Here is a 25686-nt window from a genome sequence, read left to right on the forward strand (position 1 = left end):
ATAGGGTTACTAAAACCGGATAGTGGCACCAGCCATGAACGTGGCAACGATCGGGTACGAATAGCTGCCCGATTCCGGGTCTAGGTATTTGGGAAACTTGCTGAGTGAGAAAACGTCGTTGGCCGAAAGGTAGAGCCGCAACGACTGCACACCTGTCCTTTTCAGCACGTCCTGTTTCAGGGTGTAGCCCATTGTGATGTTTTTCAGCCGGAAATACGCCCCGCTCATCAGCCAGTAGTCCGAAAGCGCATAGTTGGCGCCGTTGGAGGTGCGTGATAGCCGTGGATAGGTCGCTTTCAGGTTCTGCTCGGGTGTATTATTGTTGCTCCAAAACTTGCCCACCATTTCAGCCGGCATATTGCCAAATGCCTCTGCGAATGGCTGTGTCACCTCGGAGCTCAGCCGCGCGAGTTTTTTGGCAACACCCTGGAACGTAACGCCTACGTCAAAACCTTCATAGTCGGCCCGCAGGTTACCGCCGTAGAGGTAACGCGGCAATGCGCCTCCGAGCAACACCTTATCGTCGGTCGTGATCTTGCCGTCCTGGTTTACATCCACGTAACGGACATCCCCCGGTTTGGTAGTCACATTCAGCACCGGCGCTCCCTTGATTTCGTCAACCGTTTGGAATAACCCGTTTGAAATATACCCGAACCATTCGTTGTACTGGCTACCATTACGAACAATCTGGTCACCCCGGAACTCGGTACCTTTCAAATCCCCTACCGTCGATTTGGCATCCGACAGGTTCGCTGAAACGGAGTAGTTGAGCTTATTGATGCGGTCGCGCCAGCCTAGTTCCAGCTCCCAGCCCTCCACATTCAACGTCCCGGCATTCTGGTTGGGTTTGTCATAGCCCATGTAAAGCGGGATATCGAGCGGCAGGAGGATATTGGTGGTGGTCTTTTTGTAATAATCGGCTGCCAATGTGAGACGGTCGTTCAGGAACGCGGCATCTAGGCCGATATCGGCAGTCCGGCTGGTTTCCCAGCTGATATTCTCAACCGCATACACCTGTTGTGCTCCGCCGGTAAGCGGCACTACGCCGCCGTTCTGGTAAAACAAGGCAGTGGAAAAATCGATGGTAGCCATGTAAGGATAATAGGCCGGGTTACCATCCTTGTCGAGCAGGCGCTCGTTACCGGCCTCCCCCCACGAGCCGCGGAGTTTCAGGAACGAAAGCCAGCGTGTGCTTTTGAGGAACTGTTCCTCCGAAACCGTCCAGCCGGCGGAAACGGAAGGATAAGCGGCTTTCCGGTATTGCGATGCAAACCGCGACGAAAGGTCAGAACGAAGGTTTCCCTGGACGAAGTATTTGCTCTTGAAATTGTACTGCAACCTACCGAAGAAGGAATGCAAGCCCGACTCATTCGCACTGCCGCTGTTATCGCGCAGCTCCGTCGAACCCGAGTTGAGGTAAGGAAAGCCCGTCAATGCAAACCCGCTCCGCGATGCACCGAGCGATTCCAGCGAACGGTAATTTTCTTCAAAACCTGCCAGAATATCAATCGAATGCGCATTATTGAATTCCTTCGCATAGTTCGCCAGCACCTGTCCGTTGATCGTCACGCCTTCCGACCGGCCTTCGTTCAGCACCGTCCGCGCCTGATTCATCACCGTACCCATGGTACCGTCCGGGTTGGTGAAACGGATCTGCTTGGAGAAGAATTTGGTTTTATCAAAATCGAATACGGGCGCTACCAGGGCGGTCAATGTGAGGCCGTTCACTGGCTTGTAATTGAACTGCATCCGGCCGCCGATCTGGTTATACAAACCTCTCGAAAAACCACCCTGCCGAATCTGTGCGAGCGGGTTACGGCCATCCTTGCCCACCGCGAGGTTGCCGTTTTGATACACGTCGTCGTAAATAGGCGGCATGATGCGCGCTTCGTAGATAGGGTTGTAAGCGTTGCTGGGAAGCTCGTTGGCATTGCCTTTGTTCGTGGTCCTTTTGTAGAAAACATCCAGGTTCACGCTGATTTTATCGTTCACCTGCATATCGTTATTCGCCCGAAACAGGTAGCGGTCGTACGAACGGTTATCATAAAACGCGCCGGAGCTTGCATATCCCAGCGATGCCTTGGTTTTGATTTTGCCTGTCCCCATGGTAAAAACGAGGTCATGTCGCTGGCGTGGGGCGCTCTTGCGTGTGAGAATGGCCTTTTGCCAATCCGTATTCGGAAAATGGTCGGGGTTTACGCGGTTGCTGTCGAGGTAAGATGCCACGTAAGCACCGGCAAACGGTCCGGCGGTAGCGCCATCGTTGACGGCCTGCTCATTGAAATACCGCATGTAATCCTGCACGCCTACATATGCGGGTGTAGCCGTGGGTCGCTGCACACCGTATTCGTAGGTGTATTCAAGGCTCCCCTGCCCGCTTTTGGCCCGTTTCGTGGTGACGAGGATCACGCCGGCCGCCCCGCGTGAACCGTAAATAGCCGCCGATGCGGCGTCTTTCAACACTGTAATGTTCTCGACGTCGCCCGGGTTCACATTATCAATGCTCGCCACCGGAACGCCGTCCACGATCACCAGCGGACTGTTGGTACCGATGGTAGTAATACCGCGAATGAGGATGCTCGAACCCGAGCCGGGCGCACCACTGCTGCGCGTAACCGAAACGCCCGCAACGCTGCCCTGCAACGCCTCCGATACCTGTAACGTCTGCCTCCCACCCACGTCGCGGGCACCGATCGAGGAAATGGCCCCGGTAAGGCCCTTCTTTTTCTGCGTACCGTAGCCTACCACAACCACTTCCGATAGTGCATTATCACTCTGTTTGAGGGTTATACTGAGTTTTGTCCGGGCGCCGGGTGCAATGTCCTGGCTTTGGTAACCTACAAATGAAAATGTGAGGGTAACGGCCTCGCCATCGGGTAATGCAAGCGTATAGTCACCATTCGTATCTGTAACCGTTCCGCGCTGGGTTCCTTTGATCACGATGCTCACGCCAGGCAGGTCTTTTGCGCTCTCGTCCGTCACTTTGCCCGTAAGCTGCCGTACTTGCGCCAGCAGCGGTCCCATTGAAGCAAACAACAAGGCGCAGCCAAGTAGAATTTTTTGTCGCATATTTTTTTCCAATATTTAGGGTTTCAAGCTGTCCCGGGGAATTCCATTCGGGGCCCTGGGATTGCACAGATCAAAAATTTGAGTGAGCAAATATAAAATTGGACAATACGGAGATTTTCAAATGCGCTTAGCCAGTTCGCTATCCAAAATTATGGACAACCTAAAAAGCTGACATACAGAAGTTTATTGTATGAGTATTATGGAGAATGGACAAGACAAGGCGAGCTCGTTAGACCACCTCGATCACTGTTGTCAACTTGTGGCGGATACCTACGGCAAGCCCGACAGTTCGGAATGGACGAACAGCGATTTCATCAGGCTTTGCAGCATCCTTTATAAAAAAACGCACGTGCAGATCAGCCCGAATACCTTGAAAAGGATTTTCGGAAAAATTAAAACGGACGCCCGGTATTACCCTCAGAAAGCCACGCGTGACGCGCTGGCGCAGTATGTCGGTTTTGCCGATTGGGATCAGTTTATCCTTACGCAGTCGCGGCAGCAACCTGCACCGCCTGTCCGGCAGCCTAACCCCCAGCCTGCGGTCCTCCGGCCGGTGGACGTGCCGTTGCAGCAGCTACCCGTCCGTAAATCGCTGGTACGGAAGCTAATTATGGCCATTTTTGTATTGATCGTCATTGCCGTTGCAGTGTGGCAAGGATTCCTTTTCTGGCAAAGCGACCAACCGGAAGTAACCCTGTTTTGTAAAAACCCGGAAGGAGATAACCCGCATTCGGCCGTTTTTGTGGTGCGGAACTTCAGGAATGTATCCGAGCTTGCCGACGATTATACCATCGAGTTCGGAGATGGCGAAAAAGTACGTCTGAACGGCAAGGACAGTGTCTATTCAAACTATTACGAGGTACCGGGGCGCTGTCTGGCCATATTGAAAAAAGCCGGCGTGCCGCTGGATACCGTACCTGTTTTCCTGCATACCAGCGGATGGACCGCCACGGCGAACATGATGTACGATACCACACGTGTGTACCCCATCGAAGCGCCGGGGCTTTTCACCGGGGGCTATAACAGCATCAGCGCCGCCCAAATAGCGCGGGCTGGCGTCGACACCAATCGGACATTCTTTGTCGATTTCATCAATACGCACCTCACCGGCATTGATGGCGACAATTTCGAACTCCTGATCGACGTGAAAGCCTCCCCCGCACGCCCGGGTGTACGCTGCTCGCAGGTGCGCGTAACGGTGTTCGGGGATTCGTCCAATCACATGGTCGATATCATGAAACCCGGCTGTGCGCATTGGAGTAAACTGCAATTTTCAGAACTACGGAAAGACGGCCGGTCCGAGGGGCCCAATTTCCTCGGAGCCGACCTCACAGCCGGCGGCACCATCGGCATGAAAGTCGTAAACCGCCGGGCGACATTGCTGATCAACGACAGAGAAGTTTATAAAAACACTTACAAAAACGCGCTGCGGCACATTTATGGGCTGGACATCATGTTCGCGGGTGTCGGTACCATACGATCGGTCCGGTTGAAAGATCTGAAAACGGGGAAAGAATTTGCGGGAAATTTTTAATGCTGCTATTCCGAAGGCAACTCCGCCGCCGCCTTTTCCGGTGACGTTTTCCTCCTCTTTCTCCACCAGTTAAGCGCCATCACCAGCCCAATAGCAAGCAGCACGAAAGGCCAAACCGCTACCAGCACCACGGTAAATGCGCGAAGGTTCCCTACGCCTTCTTTGAATGCGTCAGCTACTTCCCGCAAGAATGGGTTAGAAGTTACCAAAGGTTTGAAAAACAAAATTTTGAGGGTCGAATATTCCACATCGTTATTGAGCTGTCGGAACTGCTCTTCGGAAGATTCAATATCCTCTCTGATTTCACCCAGCTCCTTTTCAATTTCCAAAATATCTTTCACCGTAGTGGCCTTGCTCAGCAATGCTCGATAACGGTCCTCTATTTCCTTTTTAGTTTTAAGGCGCGATTCGGTATCAATGTATTGTGCTGTAACGTCTTCGTTGGATATCGACCTGTCTCGGAAGTTTGTCACGCCGGCTGTGGCCGAACTTAAAAATGCGTCAAAACGCTTCGCCGGGACGTGTACATACATGGTGTAGGTGATTTCTGTCTCACTTCTATGCTCATCATCACGGCTTACATAAGCATTATTCGCTCTCACAGCAGCCATTATTACTTTACGCGTCGCATCAGCGTCCTCGGTTTCAAACTCCACGTTGCCATTCTTGATGAACTTACGCTGACCCGGCTTCGAGCCCGGCGGCGTTTCTTTGGGCGGTGGCGGCACCTTCATCAAACTTATTTCCATTGCCGGAGATTCCTCTCCCTGCCGCCCGTTGCACGCCGCGAGCATCAGGATCATAGCGATAGTAGACAACCATTTCATAGGTGTTTTATATTTAATTTTCTTAAATATATATTTGTAATTAATCAAATGCAACAGGGATTTCTCAAAATTTACGCTATGCAAAAAGACGACGAACAAACCAAGCAGCCGGCACGTGGCGATGAGTGGCGTGTTATTATTACCGGCTTGATTCTCTTCGCAATATCTGCCATTCTCCGTCACGTCGGCCCAAATGGAGCCTTTTGTTTATAGCGAAACGGGCCTACGCATTCGCCGGCCCGGAGGGACATCCTGTTTATAGCAATCGCCGGATCAAAACACGCCCGGGCTCCGTAGGTGCCGCCTGTACACGCTAGGCCGCACCTACGGAGCCGTAATACATTACCCGTACCGCGTTGGCTATAAACAGGGTGCCGCGCTGCGGCTACTCGTACGTCCGAATTTAATCGTTATCTTTGCACCCAATATGTCAAGGTCTGAAACTACATATCGCCCATCTGCTGACATTGCAGCCTGACGCTGGTCTTCTGAACTAACTTCTTTTCGGGACCCGCGATTACCCCTGCTTTGATTCAAATTTTCTCCACGCTATGCGCGGACAGGTGATGTGTTGCCCATAGCTCAGACTTTACAACCATGACATCTTTAACTCAATACGGGTGGAATACCCATTTTGAACAAAATTTCCATACTTACCGGGCGCAGGGACTCGAAGCGGGACGCATTACCGCCATCGAAGGTTTCCGTCATAAGCTTATCACAGCCAATGGACCGGCCGACGCCATGCTCTCCGGTGCGCTGATGAATAGCGCGGACAATTGGGACCTACCCAAAGTGGGCGACTGGGTTGCATTCAAACCCTATGATGGCGAATGCATTATCATCTCCGTTCTACCGCGAATCAACGAGCTGAGCCGCAAATTGCCCGGCCGGACGACCGAAAAACAAGTGATCGCGACCAATATCGATACCGCATTTATCGTGCAGGGCCTCGACCGCGACTTCAACCCGATGCGTTTGCAACGCTACATCGCGCAGATCATGCAATGCAACATCCGGCCTGTCGTGCTCCTGAACAAGCAGGATCTCGTAGCCGATCCGGAATGGTACCGGCAGGAAGTGATCGCGTTGGGCTATGATTGCCCGGTGCTATTGCTCAGCGCGACGGGCCGGGAAGGGCTCCAACAATGGGCGGCCGAGCATTTACTGCCCGGCCGGACGTATGTGCTCATCGGTTCGTCCGGTGTTGGGAAAAGTACCCTGGTGAATGCATTGCTGGGTTATCAATTGCAGGAAGAAGGCGCGGTAAGCAGCTTCAACCATAAAGGCAGGCACACCACGGTTTCGAGGCACCTGGTCACGCTGGCATCCGGGGCCATGCTGATCGACTCGCCGGGTATGCGGGAATTCGGCGTGACGCTGGAAGCCGACGGACAGGACATCGACTACCATCCCCTCCTTGCTGAACTATCGGCGGCGTGTCGGTTCGATGATTGTACGCACCGGCACGAGCCCGGCTGTGCAGTGGTAGCCGCCGTGCACGCAGGCGAGCTCCCGCGCGAGGTATACGATAGCTACCTCAAAATCAGCAGGGAGCAGGCACACTACCAAACCGTCGCCGCCGAGCGGAAACGCACCGAGCGGCAGTTTGGAAAAATAGCGAAACAGGTAGCTCAATACCGGAAACAGCGCAAATACTAGCAGCAATTTCAGGGGCGTCCTCTCGGGGCGCTCCTGTTTGGGGGTATATCAAAAAGAAAAAGAGGAACATGCCGCCCCTCTCTTTACTCAAACTACAATGAAATCATGTCCGGAGACCGGACTCTGTTAAAAGGTCCGGGACATCCGTTCTCTAATGCCTGTGGGCTCCCCGACCGAGTGAACGGTAGCCTTGTAGTTGAACCGCTGATTTAATAACCGGGATTCTGAACAATCTTTTTGTTCTGATCCACAACCGGTTGCGGAACCGGGTTCATGTACATTTTCTTCGTAAAAACATGCGGGTGATTCAACCCCACCACTTCGTACACCCATTTGCCTTTATTATCGTTGGGCGAGGTGTTGGTGATTTTCATGCCATGGAAGTCCTTGTTCATCACATCCTCCGCGACTACCCAGCGAATGATGTCGTAAAACCGCTTGGCTTCGAAGCACAGTTCCACCCTGCGTTCCCGGCGGATCGCCTGGCGCATTGTTTCCTTTGTAAGACCAGCCGGGAGCTCAGGCAGATTGGACCGCTTCCGGATCGCATTTATCGCTGAATACACCGACGCATCCGGCCCAACAGCCTCATTCTGAGCCTCCGAATAGTTCAGCAACACTTCCGCATAGCGATAGTACACGTAGTTCTGCCCGCTGGCAGCGCCCCCGCGCGGCTTCAACGGATTGATCTTCTTTTTGAAATAATAACCCGTATTACCCACGTCGTCGGTCCCGAAATCGATCTGGTTCTTCGATGGCCTTACCTTGTCGATCCGGGTGTAAATGGTATCGACCTTCGCCATCCAGTCCTGTTTGTAAGGCGCACCATCATAAACAATAAAGTCATAGAAGCGCTTTTCACGGTTTAAGTAGGGGTTTTGCGGGTCGTAACCGGAACCCGGGTCGGAAATGGGCTTGCCATTGGCCATCGCAAACTGGTCTACGAGCTCCTGCGTCGGGCAGTAATTGCCCCAGGTGTAATACACGCCGTCGATCCACACTGGGCCGCCGTATTGCTCGTAGTTCGAGCCCATAATCACCGCTACCACCTGGCGGTCCCAGATCACCTCGGAGTTATACTCGTTTTTCTCCCACCAGAATGCATTGATATCCGGGAACAGCGCATAAGTACCCCCATAAGTATCCATGAATTGCTTGTTGGTAGCTGCGGCTGTGGCCCAGCGTTTGGCATCGAAATTTCCAAAACCTACCAGCTTGTTCGGGTCCGCACCGGCTGCCGGCGTCGCCGCGTTGAAAGCCGGGCTTGCCGCGTACAATTCCAGCCAGCCTTTGAGCGCGAGTGCCGCACCGAGCGTTGCCCGGCCAGCGTCCGCATCGCCATTGTTGTATTTGACGGGCAATGCCTTGTTGGCCACAATTTCACCTAACTCTTTGGTAATAAAGTTAAATGTCTCCTCGAAGGTGTTCCGAGAGCGATAGAGCGCTTCCTCCCCCATCGTGTTGCGGTCCAGCACCTCGGTAATGATCGGCAGGCCGCCCAGGTGCATGAACATTTCGCTGTAATAATAAGCGCGCAGGAACCGGACTTCATCGATCCGCTTTTTGCGATAGGCCTCCGAGAAGTTTGCCGAGTTTTCGGTTATTTTCTGGATAAACAGGTTGCATTTACGGATTTTAAGAAAACCGGCGGCCCACGAAGCGTAGTCGGTGGCATTGCCGTTGGCATGGTCCATCGGCGTGCCGTTGTTCACCGCCGGATCCACGATGCCCTGCCGCCACGAATAGGATTTCCAATAGAAACCCGCGTCGTTGTCGTCCGTGAAGTTATCGAGGTTATCGGGCGAATTCCACTTGTTGGAGAGCGCGGCGTAAATGTCGTTCAGGAAGAGGTCTGCATTACCTTCCGAAGCCCATTGCATGTCGTCGGTCAGACGGCTTTTGATATCGTTTTCGAGAAAATCCTCGTTGCAGGATGTCGCGAAAAGGCTCACGCCGAGCATGGCAAGTAATATGGTATGTCTTATTCTTTTCATTGGTTTGAATGTTTTGCGGTACTGTCCCCCTGAGCGGAGTCGAAGGGCTACTTGCACAATGCCCTTCGACTCCGCTCAGGGGGACGGTGCCGTATGGTCTTTCATTTCTCCAGTAGTCATTTTGATCAGAATGTCACATTAAGCCCAAACACGTATACTTTCTGGTTTGGATAGGCTGTTTCGCGGTCGGTGTAGCCTACTTCGGGATCCATAAACTTCAACTTGCTGAATGTTAGCAGGTTTTGTCCAGACGCGTATACCCGCACATGCTGGATACCCATGGCGCGTGTGAGGCTCTTGGGCAGCGTGTAGCCGATGATGGCATTTTTGAGGCGTAAATGAGCCGTACTGGTCATCCAGAAGTCCGACAGCTGCGTGTTGTTCGCGTAAGGCGCTTGCGTAGCGCGCGGGTAGCGGGCACCCTGCGTCTGCGGCGTCCAGCGGTTGTCGTAATATTCATAGCTCGAATTGCTGTTGTTATTATTGAATGGAATGGTCTGGAACTGGCGGATGTCGAGACTGGCAAGTGACGAGCCCTGGAAAAACAGGTTCAGGTCGAAACCCTTCCAATCGGCGGTTGCATTCAAACCATACGTAAGCAGCGGATACACGGGCTTCCCGATCACCACTTCGTCGTTGGAGTCGATCTTGCCGTCGGGGACTCCCTGCGGGCCGCTCACGTCCACGTAGCGAATGTCGCCCGGCCGCAATGCTCCGAACTGCGTTACATTGTAGCCGTCGGCCGCATTAATCAGGCCGTCGTCGTTCTTGTCGTCGTCGGTCGTAAACAATCCGTCTGTTTTATAGCCGAACTGCGTTCCCAGCGCGCGTCCTGTGCGGCTGCGGTTAGGGTTGTTGCGCGTGGCAGCCGTTTCGAAGACTTTGATCATCTTGTTTTTGGCGTAACTCACATTACCGTTAATACCCAGGCGAAGGTCGTTCTGGAAGCGATAGTTGGTACCCAGGCTTAATTCCACCCCGTTGTTTTCCATGATACCGCCATTCTCGTCGGCCAACGCAAGGCCATACTCCACCGGCACACTCACGGCAGGCGGAAGCAGCATTCCGGTGCGTTTTTCGTGGAAATAATCGGCTTCGATCGTCAGCATGCCGCGCCACAGCGATGCTTCCAGACCGATATCGGTTTTAGTGGAAATTTCCCAGGTGATATTCTTATTGGCCTCGTTGGGCACCACCGCACCCTGTACCATCGAGCCCGGCCCGAATGCATAGGCATTGCCATTGAGGTTGTAGCCCGTCAGGTATTGAAATGCCGTACCCGCCAGGTTCCCCGATTTACCCCACGAACCGCGTACTTTCAGGTTGTCGATCCAGTTGAAGCCATTCTTCAAAAAATTCTCCTCCGAAATCACCCAACCGGCTGAAAATGCAGGGAAATAGCCCCAACGCTTGCCCGGCGCAAAGTAATAGTGGCCGTCGTAGCGCCCCGAAGCTTCGAGCAGGTATTTGCCCGCATACGCATAGCCCACACGGTAGACATAACCGATCTGGCTGCCTGTTGATGAGGTACCGCCGTTATCGAAGTCGTTTTTGTTGGAACTACCCATATTCAGCTCATCCACGTCCACGGCGAAGTTGTTGCGGCGGGCCGAAAACAGTTCGTAAGTATTGTTGCGGGCCTCAGCCACGATCAGGCCGGTGAAATCGTGCTTGCCGAATGTATTGTGGTAATTAAGGTAACCCTGATATGTAAATGTCTGGGTTTTGATAAACTGCTGCGCCAGCCAGGAAAATGCGGCCGCCCCTCCTTCCGCTGTCGAGATTTCGCGTTTGTAAGTGTAAGGCGTCGTGGTCAGGTCCTGGGTGTAATAATAAAACGGCTTGTGATAGCCCTTCTTGGTACGCTGAACCGGGTCATAGCTGAAAGTACCTTTCACGCTCAATCCTTTGATAAACGGTAGCTTTTGCTCGATAGCGATTGTCGTCAGCAAAGTGTTGTTCGCGTTTTTGGTATAACCTGCATTCAAAACCCCTACCGGCGAGTTACCTGCAAATTCGCCCCATAAACCATTGCTGTAATACAAAGCGCGAATCGGAATGTATTTGAAGCCGTTACGGAATAAATTCCCAGCCGAAACTGCCGTATCCACCGACGACACCCGCTCCACCGAACCGATCAGCGAAAGCGAAACCGTGGTGGTTTTGGTCGCCTCGGCCGTCAGGTTCATATTGTAGCTGTAACGCATGTACTTCACGGGGTCGAACATACCGTTCTGTTTCAGGAAACCGAAACCCGTCTGGTATTTGATCCGCTCCGAACCTCCGCTCAGTTGCAGCGTGTAGTTCTGCATCGGCGCATTCATATTCACCAGGTCCTTCGTGTTGCTGATCGGGTATTTGTCGGGGTCCTGACGGTTCAGGTCCGCGTAGTTTTCGACCAGATCCGTCGCGAAAGGCAGTTGCGTACCCGTCGGGTTTTCGTTCAGGTATGCCTCGTTTTTGAGCCGCATATAATCTTGAGCGCTCAGCATTTTGGGATAATAGGTCGGTGTTTGCGAACCATAATAGGCACCGAATGATAACGTGGGCGCACCGGTAGCACCTTTTTTAGTGGTAATCAGCAATACTCCGTTCGCACCGCCGAGTCCATAAGGCGCAACAGCCGCAGCATCCTTTAAAACCGTCACGGTTTCAATCGAACTGGGATCGATCTGGTTGATATTGTCGCGAATGACGCCATCCACCACGACCAAAGGCTTGTTGTTCCCCGTAGTACCAATCCCGCGGATGTGAATTTCGGGGGAATCGGAACCAGGCTGGCCGCCATTCGGGCGCATACTTACCCCCGCCACGCGACCGGCAATGGAGCCGGAAACGTTCGGTACCGGGTTTTCCGCGATTTCACTGCCCTTTACTGCTGCAATCGAACCCGTTAGCGTCGATTTCTTCTGGGTGCCATAGCCTACCACCACAATTTCGTCCAATGCCTTCGTATCAAGCTGCAATGCAATGGCGAGATCGGTGCGGTTGCCCACGATCACCTCCTGCGAGAGGTAACCCACAAATGAAAAGATGAGCGTCGCGGTTTCATCCGGCACTTCGAGCTGGAATTTCCCCGAAACGTCGGTAGTCGTGCCGCGCTGCGTGCCCTTCAGGATAATGCTTACGCCCGGCAGCGGCTCGTTGGTTTCGGGCGAGGTCACAGTTCCCTTGATCGTCCTGTCGGCCGTTGCCGCAAGCTGCTCGGACGATGCGCCAACAGGTGCCTCACTGGTTTTTTTCGGCGCACGGGAAAGCAATATCTGGTTGTTGCGCACCCGGTAATTAATGTCCAGCGGCAACAGCAGGCGGTCGAGCACCGCAAAGAGCTTTTCCTGCCGGGCATCAATGCTCACGGTCTTTTGAAGGTTCACCAAGCCGCTGCTATAAGCGAATTTCACCTTCGTACCCTGTTCCAGCCGGGCAAGGGCCTCATTGAGCGTGACATTTTTCAGGTCCAATGTCACGTCACGATTCAGTAATTCCTGGGCCGGTGAATGGCTCGCCACAGCCACCACCGAACAAAGGCTGATCAATAGTAACTGATAAAAAGTCAGGCGCATGATATGGAGTAGCAATCTATGCCGTGGATGAAAAGGTTTTTTCATAATTTTACGGTTGACCGGGTTAAAATTCAGACAATAGTTATCCTGCCAAGCCTGCCTTCGGGCGAGCCTGTGAACCGCACGTTCCGGGATGTTTTAGCCGGTTGTGATCAGGGGTGTCGCAACCACTCCTGATTTTTTTGTGGCTAAAAGTTGCTGGATGAGGGGTAGCTATGTTTTCATGCTATTTGTCAGGGGATTAATTTGGGTTGGTTGGAATGTATTGGCTTTTGTGGTGGTTGTGTTTGGTCAGGTTTAGTCAGGTTTAGTCAGGTGTTGTCAGGTATTGTCATTGAGCATTAACGGCATCCTTGGCCTTTCAGCGTAATGCTATCACCTTCAATGCGGTAGGTGCTCCCTAGCAATGTATCGATCATCTCGAGGATCTCCGGCAGGCGCTGGTCGGTGAAATCCACTTTCAGCCGGCAATCCGCGAGGCCATCTTCCGCAAAACCGATTTTGACGTGAAAGGTCTGCACCAGGCGCGCAGCCACTTCACTCATGGGCGTATCATTGAAAACCAGCGAGGCCGATTGCCAGAGTTCTTTGTGCGAGTCCTTTTCCAGCACTTTCTGCACTTCCAGGTGTTTGCTTTTCGGCTCGAAAACCACCTGCTGCTCAGGTCTGAGGACCACACGCTCTTTCCGTTGCACATCGCTCACCTCCACACGTCCCGTCGCGACCGACACCTTGACCGTGGCCTCCCCCGGAATCGCCCGCACATTAAAGCTGGTACCGAGCACCTTCGTTTGCAGCTCACCGGTATGTATCACGAATGGCCGGGAGGGGTCGCGTTTCACGTCAAAAAAGCCTTCGCCGGAAAACAGTACTTCCCGAATCAGAAAAGGATGATTGTGAGAAATTTTCGCACCCGGATGCAGCCAGATGACGGTTCCGTCCGGAAGCGTGTGCGGAACAATCTTTTGCTTTTCGTTAACGTAAGAGACCCAATCACCATCCGGCCGGTCATTTTGCTGCGCCATTTTCGTCGGCTTTTTATACAAAAAGAATAATAAACCTAACCCAATAGCAAGCACCGCGGCGATGCGCCCGATGTAATGCCACAAGCCATATACCGGTGTTGCAGGCCCGTCGTTCTTGCGCAATTCGGAGAGGTAAGATCGGATGCGGTTGTACAGCCGGTCCTGATCGGCCTCCGTAAAGGGCTCGTCGGCAGGCTCGTCCAGTTGTTGGTACCATTCGTTCACCAGGCGACGCTCTTCGTCGGAGCATTCGTTCGCCAGGTATTTTTTAAGGGTTTCAGGAGATAACGGGGGCTTTTTCATTAGGTGTAGTTTTTACACTTATTAATCGACTAACAGTACAGTCATGAAAAAGCGGGAACAACCCTTACTCCAATAGGAATTTTTTTTCAAAAAATTGGATGTGTCAAATGATCGGTAGCATGAGTACTGCCAATGCGATGTAGTCTTTCATTTCCACACGCAGGATTTTCAGGGCCTTACTGATGTGGGCTTCTACTGTTTTCTCCGAAATATCCATCAGGCCTGCAATTTCTTTGAGGCTGTATCCTTTACGGCTGAGCGTAAATACTTCCCGGCATTTTTCAGGGAGTTTGAGCAGCGATTGCTCATAGAATTCATTGAGGGTATTGAAATCGAGGTTTTCGGTTGTGACATTGTCTGGCAGGAAATCCCCGTCTTCTAGTGTCAATACCTGCTTGCGCTGCTCCTGGTGGTAGTAGTTGATAATGCAATGGCGGAGCGTACCGTTGAGATAGGCCTGGATATTTTTCTGAATGTCAAACTTATGGCGCCCGAGCCAGAACTTGACGAAAGTTTCCTGCACGAGATCCTCTGCAATCGCCTTCGCGCCCGTCTTCCGGATGGCAGTATGCACCAGCAGCCGCACATGCCTGCGATACAACTCCCTGAATGCCAGCTCCTCGTCCTGCTCGCATACCAGCGTCATCAAGGCCTGTTCGGAATAGTTGCTGTATGGATGGTTCACGGGCAAAGCAATGGAAAAAAGGTTAAAAAAACTGAGGGAAACATCGGCAAAAGCGGAAGGCGTTTACAATTTAATGATATTAATCATAATAATTATCCATCACGAAAAACAAAAACCCCGCAGGACAGACCATGCGCCTGTGGCCAGCGGGGTTGGGCAAAATGCTCAGATAGACGCCTTAGCGACCGGCACGCATATCGGCATTTCATGCGCATGGGCACGCTTGAAAGCCAGCTTTTTGATTAAAACCTTCTCCGGCGCGGCAACGCCTTCGCGGACTTTGATAAACTGATTGGCCGCGACATTTTGCAATTTCTGCACCTTTCCGGTACCATTCCAGCGAATCTCTATCTCGTCGATCGTCCGCGCCTGCCCCAGACCGATCTCGCGCTTGAATGGCTGAGACCCGAAGCTTCCTCCCGACGAGACAACGCGGTAAACGCTTCGTTTTTTGCCATTTTCGGTAAAAGTCAGTTTGATCTTCGAACCGACGGCCGCCTTGTTGGAGGCTACGCCTTCGAGGTCCAGCGAAATCCAGTTGTTGTTGCTTTGTCCGGGGTTCAGGAAGAACGAGTTTTGATAAGCGTCGCCTATATACGCGCCGCCCATTTCGATGTAAATGTCCTGGTCACCGTCATTGTCCATATCGGCGAATGCTACGGAATGCCCTTTTTGCAAGCTTCCCACTTTCGCGGAAGTCGTCACATCGGCGAAGCTTTTACCTTCCACATTCCGAAACATCTTATTGGGTATCAAAGATTTGTAACTTGGATTACCGGTACCGATGAAAATATCCAGGTAACCATCATTATCGATATCGCCGAAATTGCCGCCCATGGCGAAGCCGGTTTTATCGAGTCCCATCGCCTTGGTGACGTTCGTGAATGTGCCGTCGTGGTTGTTGTGGTAAAGCACGGGCTGCCCGTGGAATTCCGGCGACTTGCCGAGTCGTTCCGCTGCCGCGTAATAGCTGAGGGCGTAATCCATGGTGTAATCGCCGCAGAGAATGTCCTGCCAGCCGTCGTTGTCATAGTCCCAGAACCAGGTCGCGAAGCTGCGGTTCTGATCCTTGTCGAGCGTGGCAGCCTGTGTGACGTCCTCGAAGCTGATCTTCCCATTGCTGACACCCCTGTTCCGAAGCAGGAACCGGTGCCCGCTGAGCGTCGAAATAAAGAGGTCGTTCCAGCCGTCGTTGTCGTAATCACCCGACGTCACGCCTTTCACAAATGCCGCTATCGCAGAATTCGTTTGCTTCGCCACCTCGCTGAAAGTGCCGTTTTTATTGTTCAGGTACAGTTCACAAGGATGGTAATTGGCACCGATGGTCGTTTCGTTTCCGATAAACACATCCAGCCAGCCATCGTTGTTAAAATCGTTCCAGGTAGCGGTCTGCGTCGGGTGCATGGATAACAGCCCCGCGTCGATGGTCACATCGGTAAAAGTGCCGTCCCCATTGTTGCGAAGGAGTGAATTAGGCTGGTCGCCATAGGGGCTGCCCAGCCACGCGCCGCGCAGTACGAAAATGTCTTTAAAACCATCATTATTAAAATCGGTCTGCGTCATATGCAATCCTCCGGTAAACTTGTTCAGCCGCGAGTGTTCCGATTTGTCCGTGAATGTCCCATCGCCATTGTTTTTGAAATAATGCATCGGTTCGCTCAGGTCCCAGCCGGACATAGCCAAATCCAGGAAGCCGTCATTATCAAAATCCTCGGTAATCACACCGCCGGCCATGTTCCTTACATCCAGTTTCAAATCCGGCGCAATATCCTCGAATGGCTTCACCGCTACCGGATCGTCGGCATCCATCGACGGGATCAGCATCGTTTTCGGGACACGCGCCGGATACTCACCCAGCGTCATATACGCGATGTTCAACAACCACAATGCTTCATAATCATCCGGCTTTTCAGCCAGCATTCTTTTATAGATATCCACTGTCCCTTTTGAGCCTTTGGTATTGCAGTGTACCCCACCATTCCTGATCGGAAGTATACATGCATCCACCGAATGGTTGTTGATACAGTTGATCTGCTCACCAAAACGCAAATAGGCAACCGCCATATCATCGGTTACCTTACGCATGACGCCCGGCAGGGTTTCAAACGGGCCCGGGTTGCGTTCCAGGCCTCTGAGGATGGCGATCGCATCGTCAGGCCGACCAAGTTGCAGCAATACGTTGGCCTTAAAGTGCTTTACCCTGAATTGCTGTGCCACTTCTCCCGGCGGAATGGATTTCAGCAGGGAATCAAGGTACATCAGCTGGGCATCCGGGCAGAAGTTGTTCTGATAATTAAACGCCCTTCGTTTCGCCTCCTGCAACAAGCCCAGCATTTTGTCTTCCGACGTCGGCTTCGTGCACAGGCTTAGGGCCAGCGCGCCCGTAAGCACGACGGTAAAAAGTATCAATTTTTGCCTCATATTCTATCTGTTAGCTTTTTTCGAATACCACAAAGCATACACGCAGCAACCCCTCCATGCGCGTCCGGCGGCAAAAAGGGGTGTTTCATGTACGATGTTTTTTCAGAAAATAGGCTTGGGAGGAGGCGAGGCAACGTGCAGGAACATGGAAGGTATGGTCAGTAAAATGCCTTTGAAACCGGTCCCGGTCCGGATCCAGTCAATGACAAAAAACCAGTGTTTCCTGTTAAAAGTGAGGTAATCTTTTAAGAAGTTTTTGAGTACTTGTGGTGCCTTGCCTTTACCGTCCGTGACGCCGCCTTTCACATGCTTGTCGACATGCGACACGAGGTCCAGGTAACGGTCCTTGGCAGAAACGTCCAGCTTGCATTTGACATACAAAGTATCATTCATCAGTTGCTGTTCGACGATCTGATAAAAATCGTCGCCGCGTCGCAGGCGTCCTTCGGCCTGTTCGGCCACCTGCCAGTCGGTCTGGTAAGGGACCATGATCGGGATTTTCATGATCAGCAGCTCATCCGGAAGGCGTGATCCTTTCGAAACTTCCTCACTCCCCGCATCCGCAAAATACTCCCCTATCCAATACACAAGCGGAAAGCCCATGATATTGTAGAGCAGCAACGCGCACATAAGGATGGAGAAAACCTTTTTCACCTGACTGTTTTCATCAAATGTAGGCGTTTTTACAAAAATTTCGTCATAGATATTCTATCAATATTCCATTTACGCATGTGTCCGGCAATTTTCAAATGGTCACTTGCAGACACTTGCAACCGTAACATTGGACGAACTCGAAAACCCATTGGAACCTACTCCTGTCCCCCACCCGGTTGCGACCAACAAATTCGAAGCGATAGACTGGAATGTGAAGCATACCATGTACCACTGTGGGCAGATCGGAATTTTGAGGAGGGTTGTGAGCGAAAGGTTTGATTTTGGATTGCGGGTGGGGTGATTTGAAAGGGATTTTAGTTGTTCGGAAAAACCGAACAACTGCTTTTAACGGAAAAAATTTAAGCGATGTCCAAACGGCTCGTTCGGGTTCGTTAGCGGCAATTAAGTACAGAACGAAAAATAAGATATTGCAGCAAAAAGGACGAACGCCGTATTAACAGGAAGCCTTTTTCTTAACCTTAAGCTCAACGCTCAGTTGCAGGAAGCAGAATTAACAGCTACGGTGCGAGCTCGCGAGCAATATGGAATACAAAAGAATTAAGCCGCATTCAATGACAGAGGAGCAGCTTCGACTGCTCTGGAAAGAAGAATATTGTAATCCCGATAAACCAATTTTTACGCTCGACCGCATCCAGGTCAGGTTTTTCGAAGACATGTTCAATCATGCTTTTTACGAAAGCGACAACCGTAAAGCAAGGGATAAATCGATACTTTCTTTTAACAGACTCGAAAAAATGCTCAGGATTAAAGACACGCTGACCGACCCGGACGCTATCTTGAAACAGGGATGGGATCGAGACAAAAAGATGTATGATGGCGCGCGGCGTGTCGCGTTTATCAAAGACAGTTACATGGTTGTTATCCGTTTTACAGGCCATTTGAAAGCTAAATTTGTGACTGCCTATGAAATTCAGTCCGAACGGACTATTCAAATAATAAAAGAGAGTCCGGATTGGATTAGTGGAGAAACGAACGGGAAGTCGAAGCTATGAAAACAAAAAAACGCTGATTACGGGTTCAGCGTTTGAGACCTTTGTAGGTTCCTTGCCAGCAAGGAATAGTGCGAAGATACAAAATAATATTGAAGGTGCAAGTCTATCACTGTCATATCACTCACCCCTCATACAACACCGCCATCCGCTTCCTGAATTCCTCCGGCGCGTAGCCCGTCTGTTTCCCGAAAAACCTTGTGAAATAGGCCGGCTCGGAAAAGCCCAGCTCGTAGCTGATTTCCTTAATCGGTTTGCGGACGGAACCGATTTCGCGCTTGGCTTCGAGGATGAGACGTTCGTTGATCATCTGGCTGATGGTTTTACCGAACGAACTACGGGTGAGCTCGTTGAGGCGCTTGGCGCTGAGAGATAGCTCGTTGGCGTAAAAATCCGCTCTGCGCTGCTTACGATAATTGGTTTCGATGGATTCCAGCAGTATTTGAAGACGCGGGTCGCGTGAGGCCAGGTCGCCTGTTTCATTTTGAAAATCAATGCAATGCAGGAACCAGCTCCGGAGATAGGATTCGAGAATAGCCGGACGTTTTGCATCGTCATATTCGATGCGGATGAGGTCCAGCAGCATGCTCAGAACGGACAACCGGCAGTCGGGTATGGTGATGGAAAAATTGGTGGAGTACCTGAATAGTTTGAAAATATCATTGCCGATGAGCCGCTCGAAAAAATCTTTGGAAATAGCCATCAGAAAGCCGCATTTCTCGCGCTGATCCATGCTGTGGACCTGGTCGGGCAGCAGCAGAAAAACCTGGTTGGGCGCGATGGGATATTTGTTGAAATCAATGTAATGTGCCTGCTCCGGTTTAATGTCGGTAAACCACAGCAGTTCGTAAAAGTCATGACGATGCATACCATTAAAAAAATGTTCATCGCCATCTTCAATCGTAGTCAAGGCAAAAAAAGCGTCGCCCAGGTCGTGCAGGGGAAATTCCGCGCGCTGCTGTTCTTCGATCGTGTTGTCTGCTATATAATCCATATCCTTTCTCGCTGCTTAATGCGCTTCCCGGCCTCAAATATCGGCAGCGGGCGCACATCCCGCAAAACACAAATCCCCGCCGCACTTCACAGCCGGCGGGGTTTGTAGTACTTCTAAAACCCAAACTATTTGACCTTAACAATGGCAGTAATAGCCCCGCCTTCGACTTTGAGGCCCTGCCTGGCGGTTGCAGTGGCGATATCCACGGTGTACACCCAACTGCCCGCATCGGTGTTGATCCCTACAAAGACGCTCTTTTTGTCATCACTGACAGTGTTGTTGTTATACGAAGCCGATGACGACGCGATTACGTCGGGGACACCGGTTACCCATGAAAATGTCTGGTTGTATGCATCCGCGATAGCCAGTTTTTTGCTTCCCGATGCCTTGCCCAGGTCGCCGTACATGTATAGCAGGAACTTGCCGCTGCCCAGGTAAGTCTGGTTGGCAATCTTATAACCGCCCGACTTCTCCTGCACATTAAAGAAATAGCTCTGATCGAACTCGGTAGTACCTTTTTTAATGCGGACGAATGCCGATGGCTTCGTAGAAGTGGCCATGCCGCTGTTGGTAGCCGATGCCGGGGAGAAAGCGTATACATCGCCGTTTTCATCGACTGACAGACCGTTGTTGAAGTAAGAACCGATGAAGCTGGTACGGTTATCCTTGATCACCTTGTCGAGTGTCATAGCCGGGTACGAGAACACGGCAATCCAGCTGCTATCCGGATTGACAGTACCGAAAACATCCGGTGCAGCACCTTTAATGCTCATATACGGCGCGAAAATCTTGTCGCCCACCTGCGTGGCCCATGTAAAGTGCGCACGTTCGCCGTTGCCCGCGAGTTTCACGATATTCACCTGACCTTCGCCTACAATTTTGGACTGATCTGCATTAATACGGAACCAAGATGCGCTTTCATTACCGCTTCTCGGGACTTTGATCGTCAGGATATCGTCCCCTGCCGGCGCAAAAACCTGAACGGTTTCGCTTTGGAAGTCGGAAGTCTTTACCAAACCACCTTTTTCATCCAATGCATAAGTGGTAACCGCGCCCGGGTTTCCCTGGCCGTACAGCAAGCTGAAAAACTTGCCCTTATGCGTCAGGTAATAGCGGTAAGAGCCATCCTGCTCGATCCCCTGCCCCACTGTGCTGATGGTTCCCTGCGACAGGTCGCCCGTGGTGAGGAGGTAATCCGCAACGCCTTGTGAGCCGATCGGCGCCGAGGCTACGACGTAGCGAGACTGCGTGCCGGTACCCGGTTCCGGTGTTGGATTGGTCGTATCGTCATCGCTGCTGCACGCGCCCAATGCTACGCCCATACCCACTACGAAAAACCATTTCAAATATGACTTTTTCATTTTCTTACTTTGATTGGATGATTGAATTATTAAAGATTATTTACTGATGAAATAGCGTAATTTGACATAGAAACCGCGGCTTGGCTTCTGCAAGCTGAAATTATCGAACAGCTTCGCATCCAGCAGGTTTTTGCATTCCAGCGAGACATTGTACCGGCCATCAGCCATGGCATACACCAGGTTTACATCGTGGCTCAGCTGCTCCGGGATATCCAGCTTGTCGCTGCCCAGGCTCGGCCAGTAGAGGTAGTAGGCATGCACATAAAGCAGGTTATAGCCAACCGTGAGGGTATTGCCCTTTTTGCCCAGGTCTTTGAAGAAAACCGCAGCATCCGCATTACCGAAAAGGAAGGGCATATTCGGGATGCGGTCGCGGTAAAGCGGGCTCTCTGTGGTGTAACCCTCCTCGAAACGGGTATTGTTGCGAAGATTCTGGTAGGTAATATTGGCACCCGCCGTGAAAAGCTGGCGATAGGAATACCGCACTTCTCCATCGATCCCGAAGTTGGTCACATCGGCCAGGTTGTCCATAACCTGCTTGGTCTGGTTCGCATTCAGGCGCGGACGGATAAATCCCTGGGCGTCGCGGTAGAGTACGTTGGCGTCGACGCTGAAACGATGTACACGGTTGATCGCGCCGTTGTAGCTGAAACCGAGGTTGTAGTTGTAGCTCGTTTCCGGATCTAGCTCGATGTTGCCTTCCAGGTTCAGGAGGTCCCCGAAAAGCTCGTCGGTCTCCGGCAATCGATAACTCTTCTCAAATGAACCTTTTAGCTGAAAATTTTTGAATAGAAAGTAAGTGGAAGCAATGCCGTATCCCAGTTTTTCAAAACTGTTTTTCTGGACTAAAAACGCCTCGTCGCCCCAGTTACCGGTCGGGTTATAGGACACGGAGAATTTGTTGTTCTGAGAAAAATGTTTCAGGAATAATGACGTATTCCAGCGCTCGTTATAGTCGAACTTGTAGCCCAAACCAAGCACATTCTTCCTGTTCACCCGGGGCTGCTCGTATTTTGCCGATTCCGGAAAAAGCTCATCCTCCCCCTTCCGGTTGAACGTGTTCAATACATTGTTGATCGTCACCGAATGCCGTGGATCGATCTGGTAGGTTACATTCGCCGTGGCCAGGCCATTATTGTTCCGGAATTTGTAGAGCGACCTCTCACGCTCGCTGCCCTTTCCTTCATATTGTTTGAATTGCTGAAACCAGTTATAGCGGCGGTATACTGTGTCTACATTCTGTTCCTGACCCAGGTTATAGTTGGCGGATATATTGACATTCAGCCCTTTCACGAACAAATCCTTCTTCTGGTATTTCAAACTCGGCATCACGATGTTACCCTTCCGGTGCCATTGGCCGAAAACGCTCACCATCCGCGCGCCCGTCTGGATTTCGGCTTTGTTTTTACCCAATGTGATCCCCAGCAAAAGCTTGTCGGCGAACTTCCTGCCTACCACACCCACATTCGCGATCACGGTTTCATTGTGATAGGTATCATGAAACCTGCGCAAGCGCTGGTTGCGGAAATATTCGCCGGTGTTCACGTCCGCCACGTCGACGGTAATCCGGTAATTGTTGTCCGAATAATTCTGAAATGCATTCAATTGGGCTGTAAAGCCATTTTTCGCCGTGTAACCTGCATTGATAGTCGTACGGTGCGTATTGAACGAGCCGTAGGAATAGGAGGCATCGAGGTAGCTGTTCTGGCGGGTATTCGTGACGATGTTCACTGCTCCGCCCAGGGCATCCGAACCCAGCCAGATAGGCACCACGCCTTTATAAACCTCCACCCGTTCGGCGAGGTTAATGGGGATGTTATTCAACTGAAAGGAAGATCCGAAGTTATCCATTGGCACGCCATCGAGGAAAAACTTTACCTGGCGCCCTGTGAAGCCGTTGAGCGAAAAATTCATATTGGAACCCACGCCCCCGCTCTCCCGTACACGTACGCCCGACACACGGTCGAGCGCATGGGAAAGATCGAGCGTGGAGTTTTGGAGCTTTCTGGCATCGATCGCCGTCACATTATAGGCCTGGCGACTGATTTCCTTCGTCTCTGTCCGGCCGATTACCGAAACAGATTCCAGCTCGCGGGTTTCGGAAACCAGTCTGGTATTGTGTTTGAAATGCTCACCGGCTTTGAGGGTAATGTCCTTGATTTGGGTTTGATAGCCCATAAACGACACCAGGAGCTTGTAGGAACCTGGACGGACGTGTTCGATCGTATACTTTCCGTCGGCATTGGTGAAGGTTCCATGGGAGGTCCCTTTCAGGCTTACGGATGCGCCGGGGAGCGCTTCCCCCTCCTCTGAACGGATTTGCCCGTGGAGGGTAACGTCTGCCTGCCGGGCAAGGGCGACGAACGATAAGGCACAAAGGACTCCTGTATGCAGAATTTTACTAATTTGCATTGCTTTAAATGTTACAACGTTTTAAGTATTGCGCCCTGGCGCAGCAAACCGGGTGGCTGGTACCCACCCGGTTTTATTAATAAATAGACTCGTTCTAAATAATGCCACAAAAGTAACCACCCTGCGACGGTTACGCTTATACAATTTGCCGGTTTAGCTGGACAATCTGAACATTGGCCGGTATCGCACGCAACGCCGCCTTGATCATGAGATCGCTCACTGGATTATTCTATTCCGTTGCAGGTCCCAAAACGAGTGGCGACCGTATCCACAACACAAATGCGTGAATACGGCCGCCACTGCTATTTTTTCAATCAGTATTTCAAACTTTTCAAATAAGCGATCGACTGAGGTACCTGTGTCGCGTAGCTCGGGCTTTCGTCTTCGATGTAGTAATGCTTCAGTCCAGCCTTCCTGGCTGCTTTCAGCACGGCGGGAATATCGATTTGCCCCGTGCCTAATGCCACATCGTTCTCTACCGGCGTACCGCCCGACATGTTTCCGGTTATGCCCTTTTTCAAATCTTTCATGTGCATGAGTTTGAAACGGTCGGGGTATTTATTGATCAGCGCCGCCGGATCCTGGCCGGGGAAGAATGTCCAGAGCATATCGAGTTCGAAGCTGACGTATTTCGGGTCGGTGTTCTGGATAATATAATCCATCAGCGTGCCCTCGCCGTGTTTTTCAAATTCGTAGCCGTGGTTATGGTAGCAAAAAGTCAGGCCAAATTCGTCTTTCAGCTGCTTGCCTATTTTGTTAAAATCCGCTACGGTTTTTTCAGCCATTTCGAGCGTAAAAGGCCCTTTATGCGGTACCCATGCCACCCGAACGAAGCTCGCACCCAGCGCTTTTGCATTATTGCCGACCTCCTGCGTTTTATTGAGCGCGTCGTCGTAGCCTACCCCGAACGAAGAGCATTTGATTCCGCGTTCGTCGAGCAATTTGCGGAGCTCCGGCGCCGTCTTGCCAAAAAGGCTCGAAAACTCCATGTCCGTAATTTTCAGTGCCTTGATCGTATCCAGGGTGGCCGCGGTATTTTTGGAAAGGCTCGTCCTGAAAGTATACGAAACCATCCCCGGCTGATCAGGAAAAAGCGGCTTGCCTTTCTGCGCCGAAGCCGAATATCCGCAAGCCAATGCTGCGAAGAGTGTCGCACGGAGTGTTAAATGTTTGATTTTCATGTAAAATGGTTGGTCAGGTTTGCGAGGTTATGATTCAATGAACACCAAAGGATTCCAGAGTTAATGCATTGGACGAAAATTAAACCCGCTCACCCTATGCCCGCACCTCAACCTCTATTCTTCCTTTTTCAAAAACGCTTCGGCATACCGACGCCCCAACTCCCGCGCCGAAGGAGTGTCGAAATGCGTCTCGTCCCCTTTGTGCGCCAGGCCCGAAGCCGACGCCAGGTAAACCAGCTTATTACGCTTCGCATAATCAGCGATAATCTGGTTGATCACCGCCGCATCGGGCGTTTTGGCCACATAAAAATCCCCCAGCGTTCCTACCACGACCGGCACGTTTTCCGTTTGCGTATCCCGGCGCAGGCGTTTGAAAAAGTCGGCCAGTTTGGCGGCGTACGCCCCCTTTTTCTCCGGTGAGCTGTCGGATTCTCCCTGGTGCCAGATAATGCCTTTAATCGTCCCGCGTTTCTGTGCCTCTTTCACACGGGCGAGCATTTCGTCATAGGCATAAATGCCCGTCTGCTCATGTTGGGCGCCGGGCTGCCAGTCGTCGATACCGCTGCCACCTACCGCACAGGGAATGAGGCCGATCGGACGTTCAGGGTATTTTTTCAGGATTTCCTGTGCGAACGTAAGACCGGGCCCTACCCCTACTACCGTCGGCTTGTCCTCGTGAAGCGGGTCGGCTGCCATTTTCCATTCGTGATGGCGGTTAATAGCCCATATTAGGGAAGAATTGGGATGGGAAGCCGCATCCGTCGTACCTCTGCCAGCCATATTCGACTGGCCAATCAGCAAGTAAAGGTCCATTTTTTCGGGAACTGTTTGCGGGAAGGCTGCCGTCGCCCCCGCGAGCAGGCTTAGCAGTATGTTCAAGAGTTTAAATTTCATCCGTAACCTGTTTTACATCGGTAATACCCAAAAGCAAAATGCCCGGGAGATTTAACATCCCGGGCATTTCGCTTTTCAAACGGCAGTCAGCGGTCGG

General features: G+C 51.7%; 17 protein-coding genes. 4 read left to right on the forward strand and 13 right to left on the reverse strand.

Annotated features, from left to right (window positions below):
- Positions 1-9: 9 nt before the first annotated feature.
- Positions 10-3069, reverse strand: coding sequence for a TonB-dependent receptor (locus J7619_RS10615; protein WP_291197745.1), 3060 nt, complete (start codon positions 3067-3069; stop codon positions 10-12).
- Between the two features lie 199 nt (positions 3070-3268).
- Between J7619_RS10615 and J7619_RS10620 the strand changes: the two genes are divergently transcribed.
- Positions 3269-4603, forward strand: coding sequence for a hypothetical protein (locus tag J7619_RS10620; RefSeq protein ID WP_291197747.1), 1335 nt, complete (start codon positions 3269-3271; stop codon positions 4601-4603).
- 5 nt (positions 4604-4608) lie between these two features.
- Here the strand turns inward: J7619_RS10620 and J7619_RS10625 are convergent, their stop codons facing one another.
- Positions 4609-5430: a DUF4349 domain-containing protein gene (locus J7619_RS10625; protein ID WP_291197749.1), complete on the reverse strand. Its 822-nt coding sequence runs from the start codon at positions 5428-5430 to the stop codon at positions 4609-4611.
- Positions 5431-6027: 597 nt separating this feature from the next.
- On the opposite strand from J7619_RS10625, the gene rsgA reads away from it, so the two are divergent.
- Entirely contained in the window at positions 6028-7092 is a 1065-nt protein-coding gene (rsgA, locus tag J7619_RS10630; RefSeq protein ID WP_291197751.1) for a ribosome small subunit-dependent GTPase A, read from the forward strand.
- A gap of 209 nt (positions 7093-7301) precedes the next feature.
- Here the strand turns inward: rsgA and J7619_RS10635 are convergent, their stop codons facing one another.
- The 6 genes from J7619_RS10635 to J7619_RS10660 form a co-directional block, all read right to left on the reverse strand.
- Positions 7302-9086 (reverse strand): RagB/SusD family nutrient uptake outer membrane protein, encoded by a 1785-nt coding sequence (locus J7619_RS10635; RefSeq protein ID WP_291197753.1) that lies wholly within the window; start codon positions 9084-9086, stop codon positions 7302-7304.
- A 125-nt stretch (positions 9087-9211) separates the two neighbouring features.
- Entirely contained in the window at positions 9212-12694 is a 3483-nt protein-coding gene (locus tag J7619_RS10640; RefSeq protein ID WP_291197755.1) for a TonB-dependent receptor, read from the reverse strand.
- Between the two features lie 296 nt (positions 12695-12990).
- On the reverse strand, positions 12991-13977 hold the full coding sequence (locus tag J7619_RS10645; RefSeq protein WP_291197757.1) for a FecR family protein: 987 nt from the start codon (positions 13975-13977) through the stop codon (positions 12991-12993).
- Positions 13978-14080: 103 nt separating this feature from the next.
- Positions 14081-14662 (reverse strand): RNA polymerase sigma factor, encoded by a 582-nt coding sequence (locus tag J7619_RS10650; RefSeq protein WP_291198306.1) that lies wholly within the window; start codon positions 14660-14662, stop codon positions 14081-14083.
- Between the two features lie 165 nt (positions 14663-14827).
- Positions 14828-17083 (reverse strand): CRTAC1 family protein, encoded by a 2256-nt coding sequence (locus J7619_RS10655; RefSeq protein WP_291197759.1) that lies wholly within the window; start codon positions 17081-17083, stop codon positions 14828-14830.
- A gap of 102 nt (positions 17084-17185) precedes the next feature.
- Positions 17186-17737 (reverse strand): hypothetical protein, encoded by a 552-nt coding sequence (locus J7619_RS10660; protein WP_291197760.1) that lies wholly within the window; start codon positions 17735-17737, stop codon positions 17186-17188.
- Between the two features lie 103 nt (positions 17738-17840).
- Between J7619_RS10660 and J7619_RS10665 the strand changes: the two genes are divergently transcribed.
- Positions 17841-18038, forward strand: a complete 198-nt coding sequence (locus tag J7619_RS10665; RefSeq protein WP_291197762.1) for a hypothetical protein — start codon at positions 17841-17843, stop codon at positions 18036-18038.
- A 271-nt stretch (positions 18039-18309) separates the two neighbouring features.
- Positions 18310-18750 carry a hypothetical protein gene (locus J7619_RS10670; protein WP_291197764.1) on the forward strand — a complete coding sequence of 147 codons (441 nt, stop codon included), beginning with the start codon at positions 18310-18312 and terminating at the stop codon, positions 18748-18750.
- A 121-nt stretch (positions 18751-18871) separates the two neighbouring features.
- Here the strand turns inward: J7619_RS10670 and J7619_RS10675 are convergent, their stop codons facing one another.
- The 5 genes from J7619_RS10675 to J7619_RS10695 form a co-directional block, all read right to left on the reverse strand.
- Positions 18872-19741, reverse strand: coding sequence for an AraC family transcriptional regulator (locus J7619_RS10675; RefSeq protein ID WP_291197766.1), 870 nt, complete (start codon positions 19739-19741; stop codon positions 18872-18874).
- 125 nt (positions 19742-19866) lie between these two features.
- Entirely contained in the window at positions 19867-21102 is a 1236-nt protein-coding gene (locus tag J7619_RS10680; RefSeq protein ID WP_291197768.1) for a DUF4374 domain-containing protein, read from the reverse strand.
- Between the two features lie 36 nt (positions 21103-21138).
- Positions 21139-23514 carry a TonB-dependent receptor gene (locus J7619_RS10685; protein ID WP_291197770.1) on the reverse strand — a complete coding sequence of 792 codons (2376 nt, stop codon included), beginning with the start codon at positions 23512-23514 and terminating at the stop codon, positions 21139-21141.
- 314 nt (positions 23515-23828) lie between these two features.
- A complete protein-coding gene (locus J7619_RS10690; RefSeq protein ID WP_291197772.1) occupies positions 23829-24695 on the reverse strand; it encodes a sugar phosphate isomerase/epimerase in 867 nt (288 codons plus the stop codon).
- Between the two features lie 114 nt (positions 24696-24809).
- Positions 24810-25589 (reverse strand): sialate O-acetylesterase, encoded by a 780-nt coding sequence (locus J7619_RS10695; RefSeq protein WP_291197774.1) that lies wholly within the window; start codon positions 25587-25589, stop codon positions 24810-24812.
- Positions 25590-25686 lie beyond the last annotated feature (97 nt).

Source organism: Dyadobacter sp., from assembly GCF_017744695.1.
Classification (GTDB): domain Bacteria; phylum Bacteroidota; class Bacteroidia; order Cytophagales; family Spirosomataceae; genus Dyadobacter.